This window comes from Delftia sp. DS1230 (assembly GCF_040112715.1).
GTDB lineage: Bacteria > Pseudomonadota > Gammaproteobacteria > Burkholderiales > Burkholderiaceae_C > Comamonas > Comamonas tsuruhatensis.
This window is the reverse complement of record NZ_CP157763.1, coordinates 5,419,661-5,437,034: the sequence shown is the minus strand read 5'-3', so window position 1 is coordinate 5,437,034 and position 17,374 is coordinate 5,419,661. Positions and strand designations below refer to the sequence as shown.

The window sequence follows — 17,374 nt, the reverse complement described above, 5'->3', positions numbered from 1 at the left end:
CGGCACAATGCCCGCCTTGTTGTTGACTACTTCCACGCCCCCGGGCTAGCACCATGAACGATATCCTCTCGATTGCCCCCCGCGACAAGGCCGAAATCCTCGCCCAGGCCCTGCCCTACATCCGCAAGTTCCATGGCAAGACCATGGTCATCAAGTATGGCGGCAACGCCATGACCGATCCGGCCCTGCAGGCCGACTTCGCGGAAGACGTGGTGCTGCTGAAGTTGGTGGGCATGAATCCGGTGGTGGTGCATGGCGGCGGGCCGCAGATCGAGACGGCCCTGAACCGCCTGGGCAAGAAGGGCGAGTTCATCCAGGGCATGCGCGTGACCGATGCGGAGACCATGGAAGTCGTGGAATGGGTGCTGGCCGGCGAGGTGCAGCAGGACATCGTGGGCCTGATCCACCAGGCCGGTGGCAAGGCCGTGGGCCTGACAGGGCGCGATGGCGGCCTGATCCGCGCACGCAAGCTCAAGATGGTCGACAACAAGGATCCGAACATCGAGTACGACGTGGGCCAGGTGGGCGACATCGTCTCCATCGACCCCAGCGTGGTGCGTGCGCTGCAGGATGACGCCTTCATCCCCGTGATCAGCCCCATCGGCTTTGGCGAGGAAAACGAGAGCTACAACATCAACGCCGACGTGGTCGCCAGCAAGCTGGCCACCGTGCTGCAGGCCGAAAAGCTGGTGCTGCTGACCAACACCCCCGGCGTGCTGGACAAGGCCGGCAGCCTGCTGACCGACCTCACGGCGCGCGAGATCGACGCCCTGTTCGCAGACGGCACCATCTCGGGCGGCATGCTGCCCAAGATCAGCGGCGCCCTGGATGCCGCCAAGGCCGGCGTCAACGCCGTGCACATCATCGATGGCCGCGTGCCGCATGCCATGCTGCTGGAAATCCTGACCGACCAGGCCTACGGCACCATGATCCGCAGCCATTGAGGCCCGATGGCGCGGACTTTGCGGTTCGCGTTACCATCGCGCATGGCCCGGGCGTGGTCTGACGGCCTGGGCCGGTCTGCTGCAAGCCGCCTTTGGGCGGCTTTTGTTTTTTAGGTTTGATATGCGTTTGCTTCTTGTGGAAGACGATGTGATGGTGGCCAGCGGCATCAAGCTGGGGCTGTCCGATGCGGGGTATGCCGTGGACTGGGTCGGCAGTGCCGAGCGCGCCCTGGAGGTGCTGGCCCAGGAAGCCTTCGACCTGGCCGTGATCGACATCGGCCTGCCCGGTATCGACGGGCTGGAGCTCACACGCCGCCTGCGCAGCAGCGCGGTGGAGAGCTCGGCCATGCCCGTGCTGATTCTGACGGCGCGCGATGCGCTGCAGGACCGCGTGCAGGGCCTGGACCAGGGCGCAGACGACTACATGGTCAAGCCCTTCGAGCTTCCTGAACTGCTGGCCCGGCTGCGCGCGTTGCTGCGCCGATCACAGGCAGCCACATCGGCCGTCCTCAGCTTCGGTCCCATCGAGCTGGACACGGCAGGCCGCCGCGCCGGCGCGCGCCAGCCTGCGCAAGACGATGAGAGCGAGGGAAAGCTGCTGCCCATCGACCTGGGTCCGCGCGAATGGACCGTGCTGGAATACCTGCTGATCCACGCGCCCAAGCCCGCCAGCAAGGACAAGCTGCTGCAGGCGCTCACGGGCTGGGACCGAGAGATCACGCCCAATGCGGTCGAGGTCTATGTCTCTCGCCTGCGCAGCAAGCTGGAGCCGCACGGCGTGGCCCTGCGCTCCATCCGGGGCTTCGGCTATCGGCTGGAACTCTCGCATACCGTTGCCTGATGCGGACATGGCGCATGGCCCCAGGCGCTGACCGCCCATGACAGCCAATCTGCGACTTCGCCTGCTGGTGCTGCTGGTGGTGCCGCTGACGCTGCTGGCGCTGATGGGCGGCTGGTTCGGCTACCGCTCGGCAGACGAGGCCTCCACCCAGCATGACCAGCGCCTTTTGCGCCTGCTGCCCGCGCTGGCCGACTCCGTGCTGGCACCGTCGATTGCCGAGGGAACGCCGCCGCTGGTCGCGCTGACGCCCGCCATCGAGGAAGTCTTGCGCCAGCGCGGCAACGACGTCGGATATGCCGTGGGCGACCTGCAGGGCCATGTCGTTGCCGGCGACACCTGGATCCGCTTCGATGTGCCTTCCACGCCGCTGGCCGAGTTCCACAGCCAGGAGCATGACGGCCTGACCTACCGCGTGGCCGTCATGCGCGCCGAAACCTATGGCGCCGGTGAAATGGTGCTCGTGCTGGCCGACGGTGGCGACGTACGCCAGCAATGGGTGCGCCAGTTGCTGCTGCATGTGCTGCTGCCCAGCGTGTTGCTGATCGCGGGCGCTGGCATTGCCATCTACTGGTCGGTCAGCCGGGCCTTCCGGCCGCTGTTGGCCCTGACCCAGGCTGTGGAGCGGCGCTCGCCGCGCGACCTCAGTCCCATCTCTGAGCACAGCTCTCCGGCCGAGGTCCGCCCGCTGGTGCGCTCGCTCAACCGATTGTTTGCACTGGTCAACGCCCAGGCCGAAGGCCAGCGGCGCTTTGTGGCCGATGCCGCCCATCAATTGCGCACGCCGCTGGCGGCCTTGCAGGCCCAGGTCGAGGCCTGGGCGCTGAGCGCGCAGGCTGCCCAGGCCGAGGCGAGGCGCAAGGGCACCGAGGCCCAGGTGGTGCTCAGCGTGACGCAGATCGAGCAATTGCGCGACGCCACGCGGCGCACCTCGCAGCTGGCACGCCAGCTGCTGGCGCTGTCACGTGCCGACGCCCGCAATGCCGAAGTCCAGCCGCTGCAGCAGGTGGACCTCAAGGACCTGTGCGAAAGCATGCTGGAAATGTTCTTCGACCAGGCCAGCGCCAAGGGGCTGGACTTCGGCCTTGACGTTGCTCCGGCCAGTGTCTGGGGCCACAGCTGGCTGCTGCGCGAACTGGTGTCCAATCTCGTGGACAACGCCATCAAGTACACGCCGCCCGGCGGCAGCGTCACGCTGCGCTGCGGCATGTACCATGGCGCGGGGCAGTCCGCGGATGAGCCGCCAGGGTGGGCCTTCCTGGAGATCGAGGACGATGGCCCCGGCGTGCCCGAGGCCGAGCGCTCGCAGATCACGCAGCGCTTTTACCGCGCCCAGGGTGCGTCCGGCGATGGAACGGGGCTGGGATTGGCGATTGCCGATGAAATCGCCCTGTTGCACCAGGGCACTCTGGCCTTTGGCGCCGGCGCGCAGGGCAAGGGCCTGCTGGTACGCTTGGAGCTTCCATTGCAAATGCCGGCCGTGCTCTCGGAAACAGTAGCAGCGCAGCCAACAGGGACGCGATCCTGACGGTTGCGCTCATGGGGACAGCTTTGTGCGGAGTTGCCGCCGAGGGCTGTGAGAGAATTACTTACAAATAGTTGATCTGCTTATGTCCGAGTCTGAAGTCCTGTCGCCTTTATCCGCTCCTGGCGCTGATGTCGTTTCCGACGAAGCCGCCTCCGCTTCCGCCCCCACGCCTGCGCGCAAACGCCCCAAACCCGGGGAGCGGCGCGAGCAGATCCTGCAGGCGCTTGCGGCCATGCTGGAAAAGCCCGGCGCAGAACGCATCACCACGGCAGCGCTGGCCGCTCACCTGGGCGTCAGCGAGGCGGCCCTGTACCGCCACTTCGCCAGCAAGGCCCAGATGTTCGAAGGACTGATCGAGTTCATCGAGCAATCCGTCTTCACGCTGGTGCAGCAGATCGTCGGGCGGGATGTGCCGGAGGAAGAGCGTCCCGCAGTGGATGGCATGCGCCAGGCCAGCCGCGTGATCTCGCTGGTGCTGCAGTTCGGCGAGCGCAACCCCGGCATGGTGCGCGTCATGGTGGGCGATGCCATCGTCTTCGAGCACGAGCGTCTGCAGGCCCGCATGAACCAGTTCTTCGACCGCATCGAATCCACGCTGCGCCAGTGCCTGCGCCCCGCCGCCGGTGCGCTGGGCTCCTCCGCCCCGACGGTCGATGCCCAGGTCGCCGCCAGCGTGCTGACGTCGTTCGCGCTGGGCCGCCTGCAGCGCTACGCACGCTCGGGTTTCCGCCGCCTGCCGACCGAGCATCTGGAAGCCAGCCTGGCCTTGATGGTCTGAACACGGCCCAGCGGACCCCAGGGTCCGCTCTGCAGCAAAGCCACCCGCTTGCGCCGGTGGCTTTTTTGCGACCAGGGCCTTGCTTCTTCGCGGTGGCAGTGCTCAGCCGGCAAGATTGCGCCGTCGCCTGGCCGGTGCTGTCACGCCCAGCGCCGCAACGATGCGCCCCACCTGGCCTTCCGTAATACCATGCTCGGCAGCCAGTTGCCGGGCCGTCTTGTCCGTGGCGTAGTCTGCGGCGATACGCTGGTTGCGTAATGCCTGCAGTGCGCGCGCTGCCCTGGGCAGCTGGAAGTGGGGCAGGCCTCCATACTCACGGGCGAGCTGGAGCAAGGCTTTCACGCCTATGGTGGCCGCATAGGGATGCTCGGGTGTGACCTTGTCCGGCGTGGGAACGTAGATGCGCAGCCCACCCCAGCGCTGCACCAAGGCCATCGTGGGCTGCAGTCCGATCAGGCGCTCGAAGTCCTGCAGCAGGGGCGGGAGCAGATCACTGCAAGTGCCATGGCGCGGGTCAATGGCAGCTGCTGCGGGCGTGGGTATGCCGATGGTGGGGGGCAGGGCAGCAGGCCGAAAGCCCTGGGAGACAGGTGCCGGATGGTGTTCGGAATGCATTTTGGCTGTACGCTCTTGGTTCAAAAGGAAACGGTTCAATTTGAACCATATTCTTGGTCCATAACGAACCACTGTCAAGATTCGCCATGCCTGCAAAACCTGTGACTGATGCGCTTACATCCAACGTTGATGAGGTACTGGCGCGCATGGCTGAAGCCTTGGGACCCGACTGGATGGCCGGCATGGAGGTTCAGCCTGAAACGGTGCGGACATGGCGCAAGCGCGGGGAAGTGCCAGCACGGCAACTGCTGCGGGCCTCGCAGCGAGCGGGCCGGCCGCTGGAGTATTTCAACGGCACGGGCGCGGCGAAGCCTGTCGCTCGGCATGGTGGGGCGGCCGAAGACGAGTTCACACAGATCGAGATGCTCGATGCGCACGTCAGCGCAGGGCATGGGGCCGTCAATGGCCCCGACGAGGTGATAGGCCGCTTCGCCTTCCGTTCGTCCTGGCTGCAGTCCAAGGGACTGGGCAGGCACAACGCCAAGATCGTGCGTGCCCGTGGAAGATCCATGGCGGACCGCATCAACGACGGCGACATCCTGCTGGTCAACACCTCGGTCGATACGCTGACCCAGGATGGTGTCTATGTGATCGAGCTGGAGGGTGAGAACTACGTCAAGCTGCTGGAGCGCGACTTCAGCACGGGCGGTGTGCGCATCGTCAGCTACAACCCCGCCTATCCGCCCCAGGTTCTGGAAGGCGAAGCGGCCAACCGGCTGCGCATCTGCGGCCGGGTCCTCTGGCACGGCGGAGAACTCTAGCCCCCGGGCCGCGCCGCCCGGCATCGCTCCAGAGACTTTGCCGCAGGCCTGAGGCCAGCCTGCGCGCTTCCGTCTTCTCCCAGCCTTTCTCGTCCTCCTCTTTCGTGCATCCGTGCCTGCAGGAGCGGCAGGACGTTTGCGCTTGCCTGGCCGTTGGGATGTGCCGGGCCAAGGCACATGTGCCTGGCATCCAGGTCCGCTGCGCCTGAGAAGGCGCGCGCCTGTGGACGCTGAAACCGGGCCTGCATATGCAGGCCTTATTCATTTTTGCCTGCCTCGGCACAGTCACTCCATCGCAACGACGCATCTTTTTCTGCGTCCCCCAACGGAGTGACCCATGTACGCCATCGCACAACTGTTCCTGCTCTTTGCCGCTCATCTGCGGCCCATCGTGGCCGAGGCTGCGGCCAGTGTGGTGGCGGCCTTTCCGGTGCTGCGCTCATGAATGCACTGGCCCAGCATCGCAACGCCATCGTGGCCATCCTGGCCTCGGTGCCGCAGATCGGCGTTGTGCAGGACCGCGAACGCTATGCCGCCAGCGATGCCGAGCTGGCCGCCCTGTTCACGTATACGCCGCCTGCAGCAGGCACGGCCCATGTCCGCGGCTGGTGGCTGCGCAGAAGCAGCACGGTCGAGCACGGCAGCAGCACGGCCCGCACGGTAAGCGTGCACCAATGGACGCTGCATGGTTACCTGGCCATCGCCGACGCCCAGGCCAGCGAGTTGCTGCTGGACGACCTGGTCGAGCAGTTCCGCGCCCTGGTGCGAGCCGATCCGACCCTGGGTGGCGTGTGCCAGCCCGGTCCTCTGGCAGGCAGCGACGACAGCACCGATGGCGTGCAGGTCATGCGTGCCGAGCCGGTGGATTTCGCGGGAGTGCGTTGCCACTCCGTTGTCCTGCAACTCAGAACCTGGAGCTACCTGTGACCTGCACACCACCGAACCGGGCCTAGACCGGACACCTCGCAACTTTCCCGCAACCCCTGTGGTCCGCGGCGCTGGAGAACGGCGCCCAAGGCCGCGAAACCTCTCCTCATCTCTTCAAAGGATTTTCCAAATGGCAGCAAAGATCATGCGCAAGATGGCCCTCCTGGCCCTGGTTGAAACCGTTGTCGGCACGGCCGTCGTACCGCTGGCGGCCAATGCCATGCTGGTCAGCGACGTGACCCTCACCCCCATCGAGGGCGACGTGGTCGAGCGCAACAACATCCGTCCCTTCTTCGGCTCCAGCGGCAGCACCCTGGTCACCGAATACCAGAAGGTGGCGTTCTCCGTGGAATTCGCGGGTGTGGCCGCAGCGGGCGAGCGTCCCGGCGTGACCGACCTGTTGCGTGCGTGTGCCGCCAGCGCCAGCACCGAGACTGGCGTGAAGACAGTCTTCTCTCCCGTGACCGACGGCATCCAGAGCGTGACCATCTACGGCAACGTGGACGGCACCCTCTACAAGATGCATGGCGCACGCGGCGAGGTGGAGTTCAGCACCGATGCCAAGGCCATTCCCAAGTGGAAGTTCGAGTTCACGGGCTCCTTCGTCCCCGCCGTGGATGAGGCCCTGCCGGCAGTGGACTACAGCGACTTCGTCGCTCCCCTGGGCGTCAACAAGACCAACACCCAACTGACCCTCGACGGCCTGGCGGTGGCCTGCAGCGCCTTCAGCTTCAAGTGCGGCAACCAGGTGGTCAAGCGCGACCTGATGAACGTGGACACCGTGGAAATCACGGACCGAAAGTCCACGGGCAGCGTCACCTTCGAGAACACCAGCGTGGCCACCAAGGACTGGATCGGCCTGGCGCGCGCCAGCGCCATCGTGCCCGTCACGCTCAAGCATGGCCCCGGCGCAACCAACACCGTCAGTTTCAAGAGCGCGCGCGCCCAGATCGGCAAGCCGACCTACAGCGACAGCGATGGCGTGCAGATGATCACGATCCCCCTGTCGTTCATTCCCTCCGACGCGGGCAACGACGAGTGGTCCATCGAGATCTGACGCCGTACCTCCCTGCCTGACAACTACACATCCAAGGATCACCATGGCCGTCAAGATTTCCGGGCTCAAGCCCACCATCTCCGTTCCCGCAACGCTGTACCTGCCCGTCGATGAGGGCAGGTTCGGAGCCCATCACTTTGCCGTTGTGTTCAAGCGCCTGGGCAAGGCGCGGCGCGACGAGATCAATGAACTCATCGTCGTCGGCAAGCCCGCCACGCAGCCCGATGGCTCGCAGGAGGTACGGCGCATGACCATCCCTGAACTGCTCGACGAAGTGGTTGTGGGCTGGGAGGGGATGCTGGGCGACGAAGGAACACCCGTGCCCTACAGCCGCGACGAACGCTTGGCGGCCGAGGAGGCCTACCCGGGACTGGAGCAGGCCATGGCCGTAGCCTGGTTCGACGGACTCAACGTGCACCAGCGGGATGCCGCCACAAAAAACTCCGTGGCGCTGTCCGGCATCACCTCGGCCTCGACGGCGCAGACCGCTATCTCGTAGACGACGAGCTGCGTGCCCAGTGCGCGCAGATGGGGATCGACCCCGACCGGATGGTGCCCGGCGATCTGCAACGGCAGCACCCCGAGGACTACGAACTGTGGCCGGAGCATGCGATGGCCTGGAGCGTGTACCTCGGCTGCTCCACCCAGTGGCGCAGGACGGCCACGCCCTGGGGCCAGTGGCACTGGGACGGGCTGGATTACGCCGGGGTCGAGATCGTGATGCGCCGCTACGCGGTGCCCGCCGCGCAGCGCGGCGAGGTCTTCGCGCAATTGCAGGTACTGGAGGCGCAGGCGCTGCGCCAGCTCAACCGGGGCTGAGGCATAGGGGCCTCGGCTCCGGCCTTTCAAGACAAACACAAGCGGTCAAGCATACCGAACAGAGATCAGCATGAGTACAGCGGTCAAAAGCATAGGCATCGCCGAGACGCCCAGCCTGAGCGAGCTGCGTGCGCAGAATGCCCAGTTCTCCCAGGAGCTCGACAAACTCCACGGCAAGCTGCAGCAGGCGTATGCCGGCATGTCACAGTTCGCAGGTGCCTCAACGGACACGGCGCTTGTGTCGGCGCGTGCCAGCGTCGATATCGAGAGCCTGTCTACTTCCATGGGCAAGATTGCAGGCCGCGCCAATGCCATGCTGGAAGTGGCGGGTTCGGCGGCCAAGGTGGGAGAGGCGCTCTACACGGCCAGTGCCCAGACAGAGAATCTGCGTACACGGCTGGACCTTGCCACCGGCGGCAAGGGCGCGCAGGAACTGGCCTATGTCACGGCCCTGGCCGATCGGCTGGGCCTGCAGCTCAATGCCACCGGCCAGGCCTACGCCGACTTCGCCACCAAGGCGCGAGGTACGGCGCTGGAGGGCGCGCAGGTGCAGGCCATCTTCACGGGGATTGCCTCGGCCAACGCGGCCATGGGCCTTTCCGTGGAGCAGGGCAATGCCTCGTTGGCAGCCGTACTCGACCTGATGGGCAAGGGGACGATAGGCGCGTCGGACTTCAGCGAGAAACTGGGACATATCCCGGAGGCGGCGCTGGTCGGCGCTCAGGCCCTGGGTGTGACACAGGAGCGGTTCTCCCAGATGCTGCAGACCGGCGAGGTCGTGACGCAGGACTTTCTGCCCCGTTTCTCGCAGGCGCTGCAAAGCTCCCTGGGAGAGGGGACGGACAAGGCGGCGGACAGGCTGGATGCCGGCACCCAACGCATGGCCAACGCCTGGGACAAGCTCAAGTCCGCCGTGGGAGATTCCGGCATCAGCCAGATGATCTCCTTTGGCATGAATGCAGCGGCCAACGACATGAACGCCTTTTCGGAGTCCATGTCGCGGGCGCGTGACAACGGGTCGGGCTTCCTGGGCCAGATCAGCAGCGGCCTGGGCAACATCGCCGGGCGCGCGGTGGGCTTGCAATACATCAGCACGGCCTTCCAGTCGAATGCGGAAAAGGCAGCCTATCTGGCCAAGGAGCTTCCGCGCGCCAGGGCTGAACTGGAGATGCTGCAGGCCAAGGGGGCAGCGACATCGCGCAACGTATGGGTGCGCACGGCCCATGACGATGCCCAGCGCCTGGTCGAAAAATTGCAGCAGGTGCAGCGCGAATTGATGGCGGCACAGGGTCAGCGCAATGCAGGCGGCGGCCGCGGGTTCATCAATCCGCCGCTGGTGGGACAGCCACAGCCGCAGGAGCAAAGCAAGAAAACCGACGCGCCTGCGCAGAAGAAAGAGCCGCCTGCGGTACCCCGCACCGTCAGCTACGCGCCACCGGCCGTGCCAGCCAGAACGCAGCAGGACGATGAGGAGCTCAAGCGCGATCAGGAACTGCAGAAAAGGCAGCAGGAGGTGGCGCAACTCGTCAAGGAGCACCAGACCAAGGCCGGACTGGCCGAAAAGAACCTGGAACTCGCCCGGCAGGAAACGCGCGCGATTGGCCTGACCGGTGAGGCGTTGGGACAACTGCGCCAGGAGCAGGTCGAGAAGACCATCGCGGAGATGGAAGACAACGCGGCCGGGCAAGAGAGTGTCCGCTGCTCCAGGGAGGTCGCCGAGGCCGTTGGCAAAGAGGCCGAGGCCACGCGCGAACTCGCCCGGGTCAAGGGCTACAACGAGTCTGCCAGCAAGGTGGACGAGTACACCAAAAGCGTGAAGGCGGCCAGTGAGGCGGTGCAGTTCGAGCAGTCTCTGGCAGCCATGTCGGAACGCGACCGCAAGATCGCGCTGGAGCAGTACCAGGTCGCGATCGAGCTCAAGAAAAAGCTCGAAGACATCTCGGCCAAGAATCCGGATGATGCGGCTGGCGCCCAGAAACTCAAGGACGACGCCACGGCCGCAGCCAACCAAGCCAAGGCCAATGTTGCCGAACGTGTCCGCATGCAGGAGACCCAGAAATCGGTCGACCAGATGGACGAGATGTTCCGCAAGGGCTTCACGGACATGCTGGCCAACGGCACCGAAGGCTGGCGTACCTTCACCAAGAGCCTGAGTGCGACGTTCAAGGCCTCTGTGGCCGATGAGATGTACAAGGCGTTTGCGCGGCCGTTTCTCGTGCCTGTCTTCGCTCAGCTCAGGGGGTTCGTCGGCAACTTCCTCGGTCAAGGCGGTGCTCCGGGAACAGCGGGCGCTGGTGATGCGCAGGGCACGGGCCTGGGCGGTGGATTGACGGACTGGTCCACCTGGGGCACCTCGGCGCAGAAGTACCTGAATGAATCCGCACTCAAGCTCATGTCCAATGGCTGGAACATGGCCGGTGAAGCACTGCAGGACCTGGGCAAGACCGTGGGCCGGTTCGACACCTGGCTGAAAGACATTCCCGGTTTCCAGGGAGGGATTGGCTCTGCTGCCGGTTACCTGGGAAGCCTGTACAGCCTGTCCCAAGGACAGTACGGAGCCGCTGTGGGTCAGGCGGTGGGAACCTGGATTCTTCCGGGCATCGGCTCGATGATCGGCAGCTTCCTCGGTGGAGCGCTCGACAAGGCCTTCGGCTCCCGCGGCGCCAACCATGGCGGCGCGGCCTACAGCACGGCCGGCATTGGCAATGACAAGGCGGCCGAGCAGCTGTTTGGCCGCGCGGCAGGCGACTGGTACGACGATCTGACACGCCGCCACAGCGATGGCATCGAAAAGCAGCTCAAGACCAGTCTGGACGGACTGGCCCTGGTCTACGGATCCCTGGGCAAGTACGCCACGGGCGGAGTGCGCGACATCGACTTGGTGGGCGGCTTTGCCGCCAACGGAAAGTACACCGACGAGGACGCCTACGGCTACGCCAAGATCATCGACAAGACGACCGGCATGATCCTGGCCGGCTTCGAGAACCGCTCGCTGGGCAACAACCCGGAAGAGGCCTACAAGGCCTTCCTGGGCCAGACCGGTTCCCTGCTGGTGTCCGAACTCAAGAAGGCGGACCTGCCCAGCTGGATGCGCACCACGCTGGACTCGCTGGGCGAAGCACCCAATGTCGAGGCTCTGCAGGCAGCCTTCCAGACCATTGACCTGATCGGCCGCTCCTTCGAGGAACTGGGCAAGAAGATCACGGGCTTTGCCGACCTGACCGACCTGGCCTTCGAGTCCCTGATCAAGGCCTCGGGCGGCATCGAGGCGCTGAATGCCAACGCGGGCAGCTTCTACCAGAACTTCTACAGCGAGGATGAGCGCAAGACCATCGCCAAGCGCGAGATGGGCAGCAAGCTCAAGGACCTGGGCGTGGACATCGACCTGGACGCCGATGACGCCCAGGCCCGGTTCCGCACGCTGGTGGAGGACAAGCTCAAGGCAGCCAACTCCGAGGAGGCGAATGCCAAGGTATTGAAGGACGCCATCTCGAAGGTCCAGGGCACGCAAGGCCTCAAGGACATGGCCAAGACTGGCGCCTTCAAGGACTGGGCCAGCACCACCCTGGAAGAAGGTTCTGGCGATATCGGAAAACTCGCGGCCGATCTCGAGAACCTGGCGAACACCAGCACGTCGCTGGCCGACTTCACTGCCGGTATGGACAAGCTGATCGGCAATATCGGCGGCACCGGCAAATCTTCGGCCGAGACTGCTGCCGAGCTGCTCAAGCTCAACGACACGTTCAAGGCCGTTACCAAGACATCCGAGGATGCTGCGGCGGCTTCGGCCAAACAGGCGGAGGAAGCCAAGCGCAAGCAGGAGGAGCAGGCGCAGGAGGCGAGGAAGAAGAACGAGGCCGATACGGATGCGGCGTGGAGCCTGCTGCAGCGTTCTGTCGATGCGGAGCGCACCCTGGCGCAGGCGCGTCTGGATGCCGCCCGCGAGCAGGTCGAGCTTGCACGTGGTGTGGTGGACCTGGCGCGCGGTGCCGCACGTGATCTCTGGGGTGAGGTCGATACGGTTGCCGCAATGGATGCATCGTTGGCCGGACGGTTCATCCAGGATGCAGTCTCGGCTGTCCGCAATACCGGCTACCTGCCAGAGCAAAAAGCACTCGACGAAGCCATCACTGCGGCGCGCGATGGCCTTTCGCGCACGGCCTACGCCAGTCGTATCGATGAGGAGCGGGCAAGGCGAGCGCTGGCCGCAGATCTGGAACAACTCGGTGAGAAGGGGCAGGAGCAGTTGTCAGTGGCCGAACAGCAATTGGCGGCCGAAGAGACTTCCTTGGCGCGGTTGGATGAACTGATCCTTTCCGCCAAGCAGCAACTGGACGCTGCTCGTGGCATAGACATCAGCGTGCGCAGCGTCGATGAAGCGGTGCGTGATTTCCAGGCAAAGCTGCTGGCGGAGAAGAGCGGCGGAAAGTCCGGCCCTGGGGGTGGCGATGTGGCCGTACTGGGGCCTGGGGGGGCGCCTTCGCCTGGAGCGGGCCAGGATGCGCGTTACCGCCGTGCACGCACGGATGGTTCGGGTGGCACCTGGTACGAGCCAGTCACCGACAAGGATCGTGTAGCGCATCTGGACAAGTACAACGATGGCTATCACGCCTTCGACGGAACCGGGGACGCCAGCGGACTGAACCAATGGATCAAGGACAACAAGCTGACCGCCGCAGATCTGGCGGAGCTTTCCGGTCTTTATGAATCCGATTGGCGCAGGTGGTTCGAAGGCGCTGGCATTCCGGCCTTCGCGAAGGGTGGCCTGCACGGTGGTGGCTTGCGCATGGTGGGTGAAAGTGGTTGGGAGATCGAAGCCACCGGACCCGCGCGCCTTTGGAACCAGAGCCAACTGGGACAGGCGCTGATCGGTGGCGCGGATGCTGCTGGCACTCCCTTGCTTTTGGCTATCGAGCGCCTGATTCGCGCTATCGAACAGCAGGATCCTGCTTTGCAGGACATCAAACAGCATGTGCGCGATACGGCTGAGGTGCTGTTGCGTGTAACGCGTGGCGGCGTGGCCATGCAATCGGCTGGCGGCAGCGCCGTATTGGAGCTCTGATGCCAACGATCGATCAACTCGAGCAGGCGGCATCGTTGATGCCGGGCGACCTGACACTGCTGCGCCGGACGGGCCGCACGTATGCCATTGCTGCGGCGGCCATCGCCGGCCCGCAGGGACCGAAGGGTGATCCGGGCGCTGCGGGAGCAACAGGTCCGCGTGGGGCGACAGGTCCTCAAGGCGAGGCCGGCGTGCAAGGCCTGCAGGGGCAGCAAGGACTTCAGGGACCTGCCGGGCCCAAGGGGGATGTGGGTGCTCAGGGACTGCAGGGGCCGCAGGGAGCAACAGGACCCCAGGGTCTACCGGGCACGCCTGGTGCCAAGGGGGATGCCGGCGTTCCCGGACCCCAGGGCCCGGTGGCCATTCCAACCCTGGCGTGGGGTCGCGAACTGGCGAGAGCCGGCTATCTGCGCGAGGCCAATGGTGGCGTGCTTCAGCTCGGGGGGCGCTATGCCATCTGGACGGGTGGCGGCGCGATCACCATGCATCTGCCCAAGAAGAGCGAGGTTGCGCTCGGCGATTTCGTCGAGTTCACGAATCTTCACCTCACCTGGCCTGCGTCCGCGCAGTTCACCGTTGCCCGGCAGGAGTCGGGCACCTACATCCATGGCCACGACAGCCATCTCGTCTGCGACGTGGCCGTGGGTGGCTTTCGGCTGGTGTGCGTCTGGAAGGACGGCACCAACATCTGGTGGAACATCGTTTGAGGAAACCATGATAGTTGTCCCCCCCATGCCTATCACGGCGGCTGGCCTGATCGACTGCAGTGTTCCGGAAGTGGACGCCTCTGCAGGCGAGAAACTGTGGTCGCCAACAACCCACTATGAACGTGGCGCGCAGGTTCTGCGGCTGGAGACGCAGATGCGCTATGAGAACAGCATTGCGGGAGTCGATGCGACGCCTCCCGAACAGGACTCCAGGCGCTGGATGCCCCTGCGTCCCAGCAATCGCTGGGCCATGTTCCGCCATCTCACGAACGATGCCACCGAAGCCCCTGCGACGTTGAGCTTCACCCTGCGCCCAGGCAAGCGCTTCGACACCCTGTTCATGCGGGGGGTACAGGCCGACAAGGTGGTGATGCAGGTCAAGTCCGCGGGCGCCGTCGTCGCCCAACGCGAACGCAAGCTGAACGCGCGCGCCACGCGCACCTGGTCAGGCTATTTCTTTGGCGAATTTCCGCTGATTCCCACGGTTCTGATATCGGACCTGCCTCCATTCACCGGAGCGGAAATCGTGGTCACGCTGGTGCGTGCAGGTGGCCGCCCGGTACGTGTGGAGCATGCGGCACTAGGCATGAAGAGCTGGATTGGCGATGCGGAATGGGCGCCGCGCAATGACGCGCTGAATTTCTCGGTGGTCGATCGCGACAAGTACGGCGGCATCAAGTTGCAGCCTGTGCGTAGCGTTCCAACTCTTTCAATTAAGGTCCGCATCCCCAAGGACAACGTCGATACCGCACTGCGCCTGCGCAGGGAGCTGGATGCGGCCCCGGCACTGTGGGCTGCACTGGATGACGACACCACCGATGGATATGCCGAAGCCGCGTCGATCTTCGGCCCTTACCGGCGCTTTCCCATCGACCTCAACAACGCGAAAGACTCGTACAGCCAAATTGATTTGGAGTCCATGTAATGCCTATTGTCAAACCACCTCTGATTGCACAACTTCCCGTCGCTCCCTATGTCGGAGATCCCGATTTCGACGCGCATGCCGATGCCCTGCTGGGGCAGCTCGAATCGCATCGCCAGCAGATCAACGCCACGAACGATGCGACGTATACCAATGCCTTGCACGTGGAGGAACGCGCCGGATCTGCGGAGGGCGCCGCGCGCGGTGCCTCGCAGTCCGAGGCCGCCGCCGCGCAAAGCGCCATAGCTGCTGCGGCAGCCGCTGGTGCCGTGAAATGGACTGCGGGTACAGCCTATGCGGAGGGCGCCGTGGTCTGGAGTCCGGCCAATGGCCTCAACTACCGCCGCAAGCTTGCCGGCAGCGGCGGCAATGACCCCAGCTCCGATACCTTCAACTGGTGGGTGATGGGGGCGCCCATGTCGGCCCCCATCCAGCGCATCAGCTCCGATACGCTGGCGCAGACACGCATGCATTACGTGATCGAAGCGGCACTCACGCTCACTTTGCCGGCAGCGCCCGCACTGAGCGATGTGGTCCAGATCACGGATCTGTCCGATTCGATGGCCGTGGCCATCCATCCCAACGGCTCTCTCATTCGCGGAGCGAGCGGCGTGATGACTCTCGATGTTCTGCGGGCAGCCGGCTCGCTTGTGTATTCCGGCTCAGCGAAAGGATGGGTGTAAGAAATGCCGAATTTTTCTCAGCTTTTTGGGGGTGGTGGCGGGATTAAAAATGTTCAGCGTGGTGCTACATCTCCTGGTTCCACACAAGTTAATGTCACCATTTCTGCTGTTAATCCTGCAAAGGCATTTGTAAATATATTGACTTCACATTTCTTTCCTCAATATGAATCCAGGGTCAGTGTAAGGATATTAAACTCCACAACACTTGTGGTCGAGTCGTATGTTATTACCAATACAACAACCTTTGCGCCAGCTATCGCCTGGGAAGTCGTGGAATTCAATTGAAAGGGCATGCAAAGATGTTTTATTACATGCAGATTGATGCAGATAATATCGGTAAATCACTGTTGCAATCTTCAGAAATTGTTGATTTGCCATACATGATTGCCCGACCAACATACGACGAGCATGAACTTGGAAAATACTGGGACGGAAATGATTTTTCTGCATTGGCTGGTGCAATGGAGTGGCCTCGACTTGTTGTCACAGGCATTGCATCAGATGTGCGAAATGGATTTGTGGCATCGTCGGATCTTACAGATATCACTGTGCCCGTCGGCGCAACCGTGACGTTCCATACTGAGCTATATCGTCAAGATTCGTTGCTCAAGCGTGATGAATCTTTTAGATCGCTTATCCGCAGTCGTGATGGCCGCGAGCGGGTTTTGAGAATGACGCTGGCTCAAGGGGCTATGACGTTCTCCATTCGGTTTGAAGACAGCCGCATATGGGAGCTGACCGAAGCAATGATTAACGCCGACCTCCCATCCGAACGCCGCATGCGGTTCAAGGGTATCAAGATGTTTGTCGTGGAGGCTTGACCCGCCCCAAGCAATGAAACCAAGCCGGCACCTGCCGGCTTTTTTGCGCCAGCCCACAAGCTAGGTGTTTTCCCCCGCATGTCTTCGCCGCGACAAGCTTTCCATGCAAAATAGCACGAACGTTCGTTTTAACAAGAATTTCGCATGTCCAGCGTTTCCGCCCCACGCCGCACCGCCCGCTCTCCGGCCAACTCCAATGCCGATCCCAAGGCCGGCTCTTCCGTGCACGAAGCGGCTGCGCCCGCGCCGCGCCGCGCGCTGCACAAGGGGCAGCAGACCAAGGCCACCATTGTGGAGGCTGCCCTCAACCTGGCCACGCACATCGGCCTTGAGGGCCTGTCTATTGGCGCTCTGGCCGAGCTGACGGGCATGAGCAAGTCGGGCGTGTTCGCGCATTTTGGCTCGCGTGAGGAGCTGCAGATTTCCGTGGTGCATGAGTACCACGACCGTTTCGAGCAGGAAGTGTTCTTTCCCGCGCTTCAGGCGCCGCGCGGCGTGGCGCGTCTGCGGGCGCTGTTCGACAACTGGATGAAGCGCACTTCGATCGAGCTGGACTCGGGCTGCATCTATATCAGCGGCGCCGTGGAGTTCGACGACCGCACGGGGCCGGTGCGCGATGCGCTGACGGCTTCGGTGCAGACCTGGCACGCAGCCATGCGCCGCACCATCGTGCAGTGCCGCGAATGCGGCGACCTGCGCGCCGACCTGGACGAGAACCAGCTGCTGTTCGAGATCCACGGCCTGATCCTGGCCCTGCATTACGAGGCGCGCTTCCTGCGCAACGAAGGCTCCATGCAGCGCGCCATCGACGGCTTCGAGAGCATCCTGGCGCGCTACGCCAGCCCGACCTGATTTTTCAGTTTCACCGTTTTCACCACATCCACTGCAAACCCCGCCAACACAGGAGAAGAC

The 17,374-nt window shown here is 64.0% G+C and carries 17 protein-coding genes; 16 read left to right on the top strand and 1 reads right to left on the bottom strand.

Annotated elements, in window-relative coordinates; all coding sequences use genetic code 11:
- Positions 1 to 53 precede the first annotated feature (53 nt).
- From argB to slmA, 4 genes are all read left to right on the top strand, one after another.
- Entirely contained in the window at positions 54 to 944 is an 891-nt protein-coding gene (gene argB, locus AAN986_RS24495; RefSeq protein WP_012203251.1) for an acetylglutamate kinase, read from the top strand.
- Positions 945 to 1,065: 121 nt separating this feature from the next.
- Entirely contained in the window at positions 1,066 to 1,785 is a 720-nt protein-coding gene (locus tag AAN986_RS24490; RefSeq protein ID WP_016446445.1) for a response regulator transcription factor, read from the top strand.
- 37 nt (positions 1,786 to 1,822) lie between these two features.
- Positions 1,823 to 3,310, top strand: coding sequence for an ATP-binding protein (locus tag AAN986_RS24485; protein ID WP_047217722.1), 1,488 nt, complete (start codon positions 1,823 to 1,825; stop codon positions 3,308 to 3,310).
- Between the two features lie 82 nt (positions 3,311 to 3,392).
- Entirely contained in the window at positions 3,393 to 4,088 is a 696-nt protein-coding gene (gene slmA / locus AAN986_RS24480) for a nucleoid occlusion factor SlmA (RefSeq protein ID WP_012203254.1), read from the top strand.
- Positions 4,089 to 4,190: 102 nt separating this feature from the next.
- On the opposite strand, the gene AAN986_RS24475 is transcribed toward slmA, so the two are convergent.
- On the bottom strand, positions 4,191 to 4,703 hold the full coding sequence (locus AAN986_RS24475) for a Mor transcription activator family protein (RefSeq protein WP_047217721.1): 513 nt from the start codon (positions 4,701 to 4,703) through the stop codon (positions 4,191 to 4,193).
- 146 nt (positions 4,704 to 4,849) lie between these two features.
- On the opposite strand from AAN986_RS24475, the gene AAN986_RS24470 reads away from it, so the two are divergent.
- The 12 genes from AAN986_RS24470 to AAN986_RS24415 all read left to right on the top strand — a co-directional run bounded on the left by AAN986_RS24470 (position 4,850) and on the right by AAN986_RS24415 (position 17,314).
- Positions 4,850 to 5,464 (top strand): S24 family peptidase, encoded by a 615-nt coding sequence (locus AAN986_RS24470; protein WP_026062523.1) that lies wholly within the window; start codon positions 4,850 to 4,852, stop codon positions 5,462 to 5,464.
- Positions 5,465 to 5,905: 441 nt separating this feature from the next.
- Entirely contained in the window at positions 5,906 to 6,391 is a 486-nt protein-coding gene (locus tag AAN986_RS24465; protein WP_047217720.1) for a hypothetical protein, read from the top strand.
- Positions 6,392 to 6,521: 130 nt separating this feature from the next.
- On the top strand, positions 6,522 to 7,448 hold the full coding sequence (locus AAN986_RS24460; RefSeq protein WP_012203258.1) for a phage tail tube protein: 927 nt from the start codon (positions 6,522 to 6,524) through the stop codon (positions 7,446 to 7,448).
- A gap of 43 nt (positions 7,449 to 7,491) precedes the next feature.
- The gene (locus tag AAN986_RS24455; protein ID WP_012203259.1) at positions 7,492 to 7,947 is read left to right on the top strand and encodes a hypothetical protein; all 456 of its coding nucleotides are present in this window, start codon (positions 7,492 to 7,494) and stop codon (positions 7,945 to 7,947) included.
- Between the two features lie 29 nt (positions 7,948 to 7,976).
- On the top strand, positions 7,977 to 8,267 hold the full coding sequence (locus AAN986_RS24450) for a DUF1799 domain-containing protein (protein WP_016446439.1): 291 nt from the start codon (positions 7,977 to 7,979) through the stop codon (positions 8,265 to 8,267).
- A gap of 283 nt (positions 8,268 to 8,550) precedes the next feature.
- On the top strand, positions 8,551 to 13,329 hold the full coding sequence (locus tag AAN986_RS24445; protein ID WP_349335503.1) for a tape measure protein: 4,779 nt from the start codon (positions 8,551 to 8,553) through the stop codon (positions 13,327 to 13,329).
- On the top strand, positions 13,329 to 14,036 hold the full coding sequence (locus AAN986_RS24440; protein ID WP_047217718.1) for a collagen-like protein: 708 nt from the start codon (positions 13,329 to 13,331) through the stop codon (positions 14,034 to 14,036). Before AAN986_RS24445 ends, AAN986_RS24440 begins: the two co-directional genes overlap by 1 nt.
- 25 nt (positions 14,037 to 14,061) lie before the next feature.
- The gene (locus AAN986_RS24435; protein WP_349335502.1) at positions 14,062 to 14,961 is read left to right on the top strand and encodes a hypothetical protein; all 900 of its coding nucleotides are present in this window, start codon (positions 14,062 to 14,064) and stop codon (positions 14,959 to 14,961) included.
- Positions 14,961 to 15,641 carry a hypothetical protein gene (locus AAN986_RS24430; RefSeq protein ID WP_047217716.1) on the top strand — a complete coding sequence of 227 codons (681 nt, stop codon included), beginning with the start codon at positions 14,961 to 14,963 and terminating at the stop codon, positions 15,639 to 15,641. Before AAN986_RS24435 ends, AAN986_RS24430 begins: the two co-directional genes overlap by 1 nt.
- Positions 15,642 to 15,644: 3 nt before the next feature.
- Positions 15,645 to 15,926 (top strand): hypothetical protein, encoded by a 282-nt coding sequence (locus AAN986_RS24425; RefSeq protein WP_139223824.1) that lies wholly within the window; start codon positions 15,645 to 15,647, stop codon positions 15,924 to 15,926.
- A 26-nt stretch (positions 15,927 to 15,952) separates the two neighbouring features.
- On the top strand, positions 15,953 to 16,462 hold the full coding sequence (locus tag AAN986_RS24420; RefSeq protein WP_349335501.1) for a hypothetical protein: 510 nt from the start codon (positions 15,953 to 15,955) through the stop codon (positions 16,460 to 16,462).
- Between the two features lie 144 nt (positions 16,463 to 16,606).
- Positions 16,607 to 17,314 carry a TetR/AcrR family transcriptional regulator gene (locus AAN986_RS24415; RefSeq protein WP_047217715.1) on the top strand — a complete coding sequence of 236 codons (708 nt, stop codon included), beginning with the start codon at positions 16,607 to 16,609 and terminating at the stop codon, positions 17,312 to 17,314.
- Positions 17,315 to 17,374 lie beyond the last annotated feature (60 nt).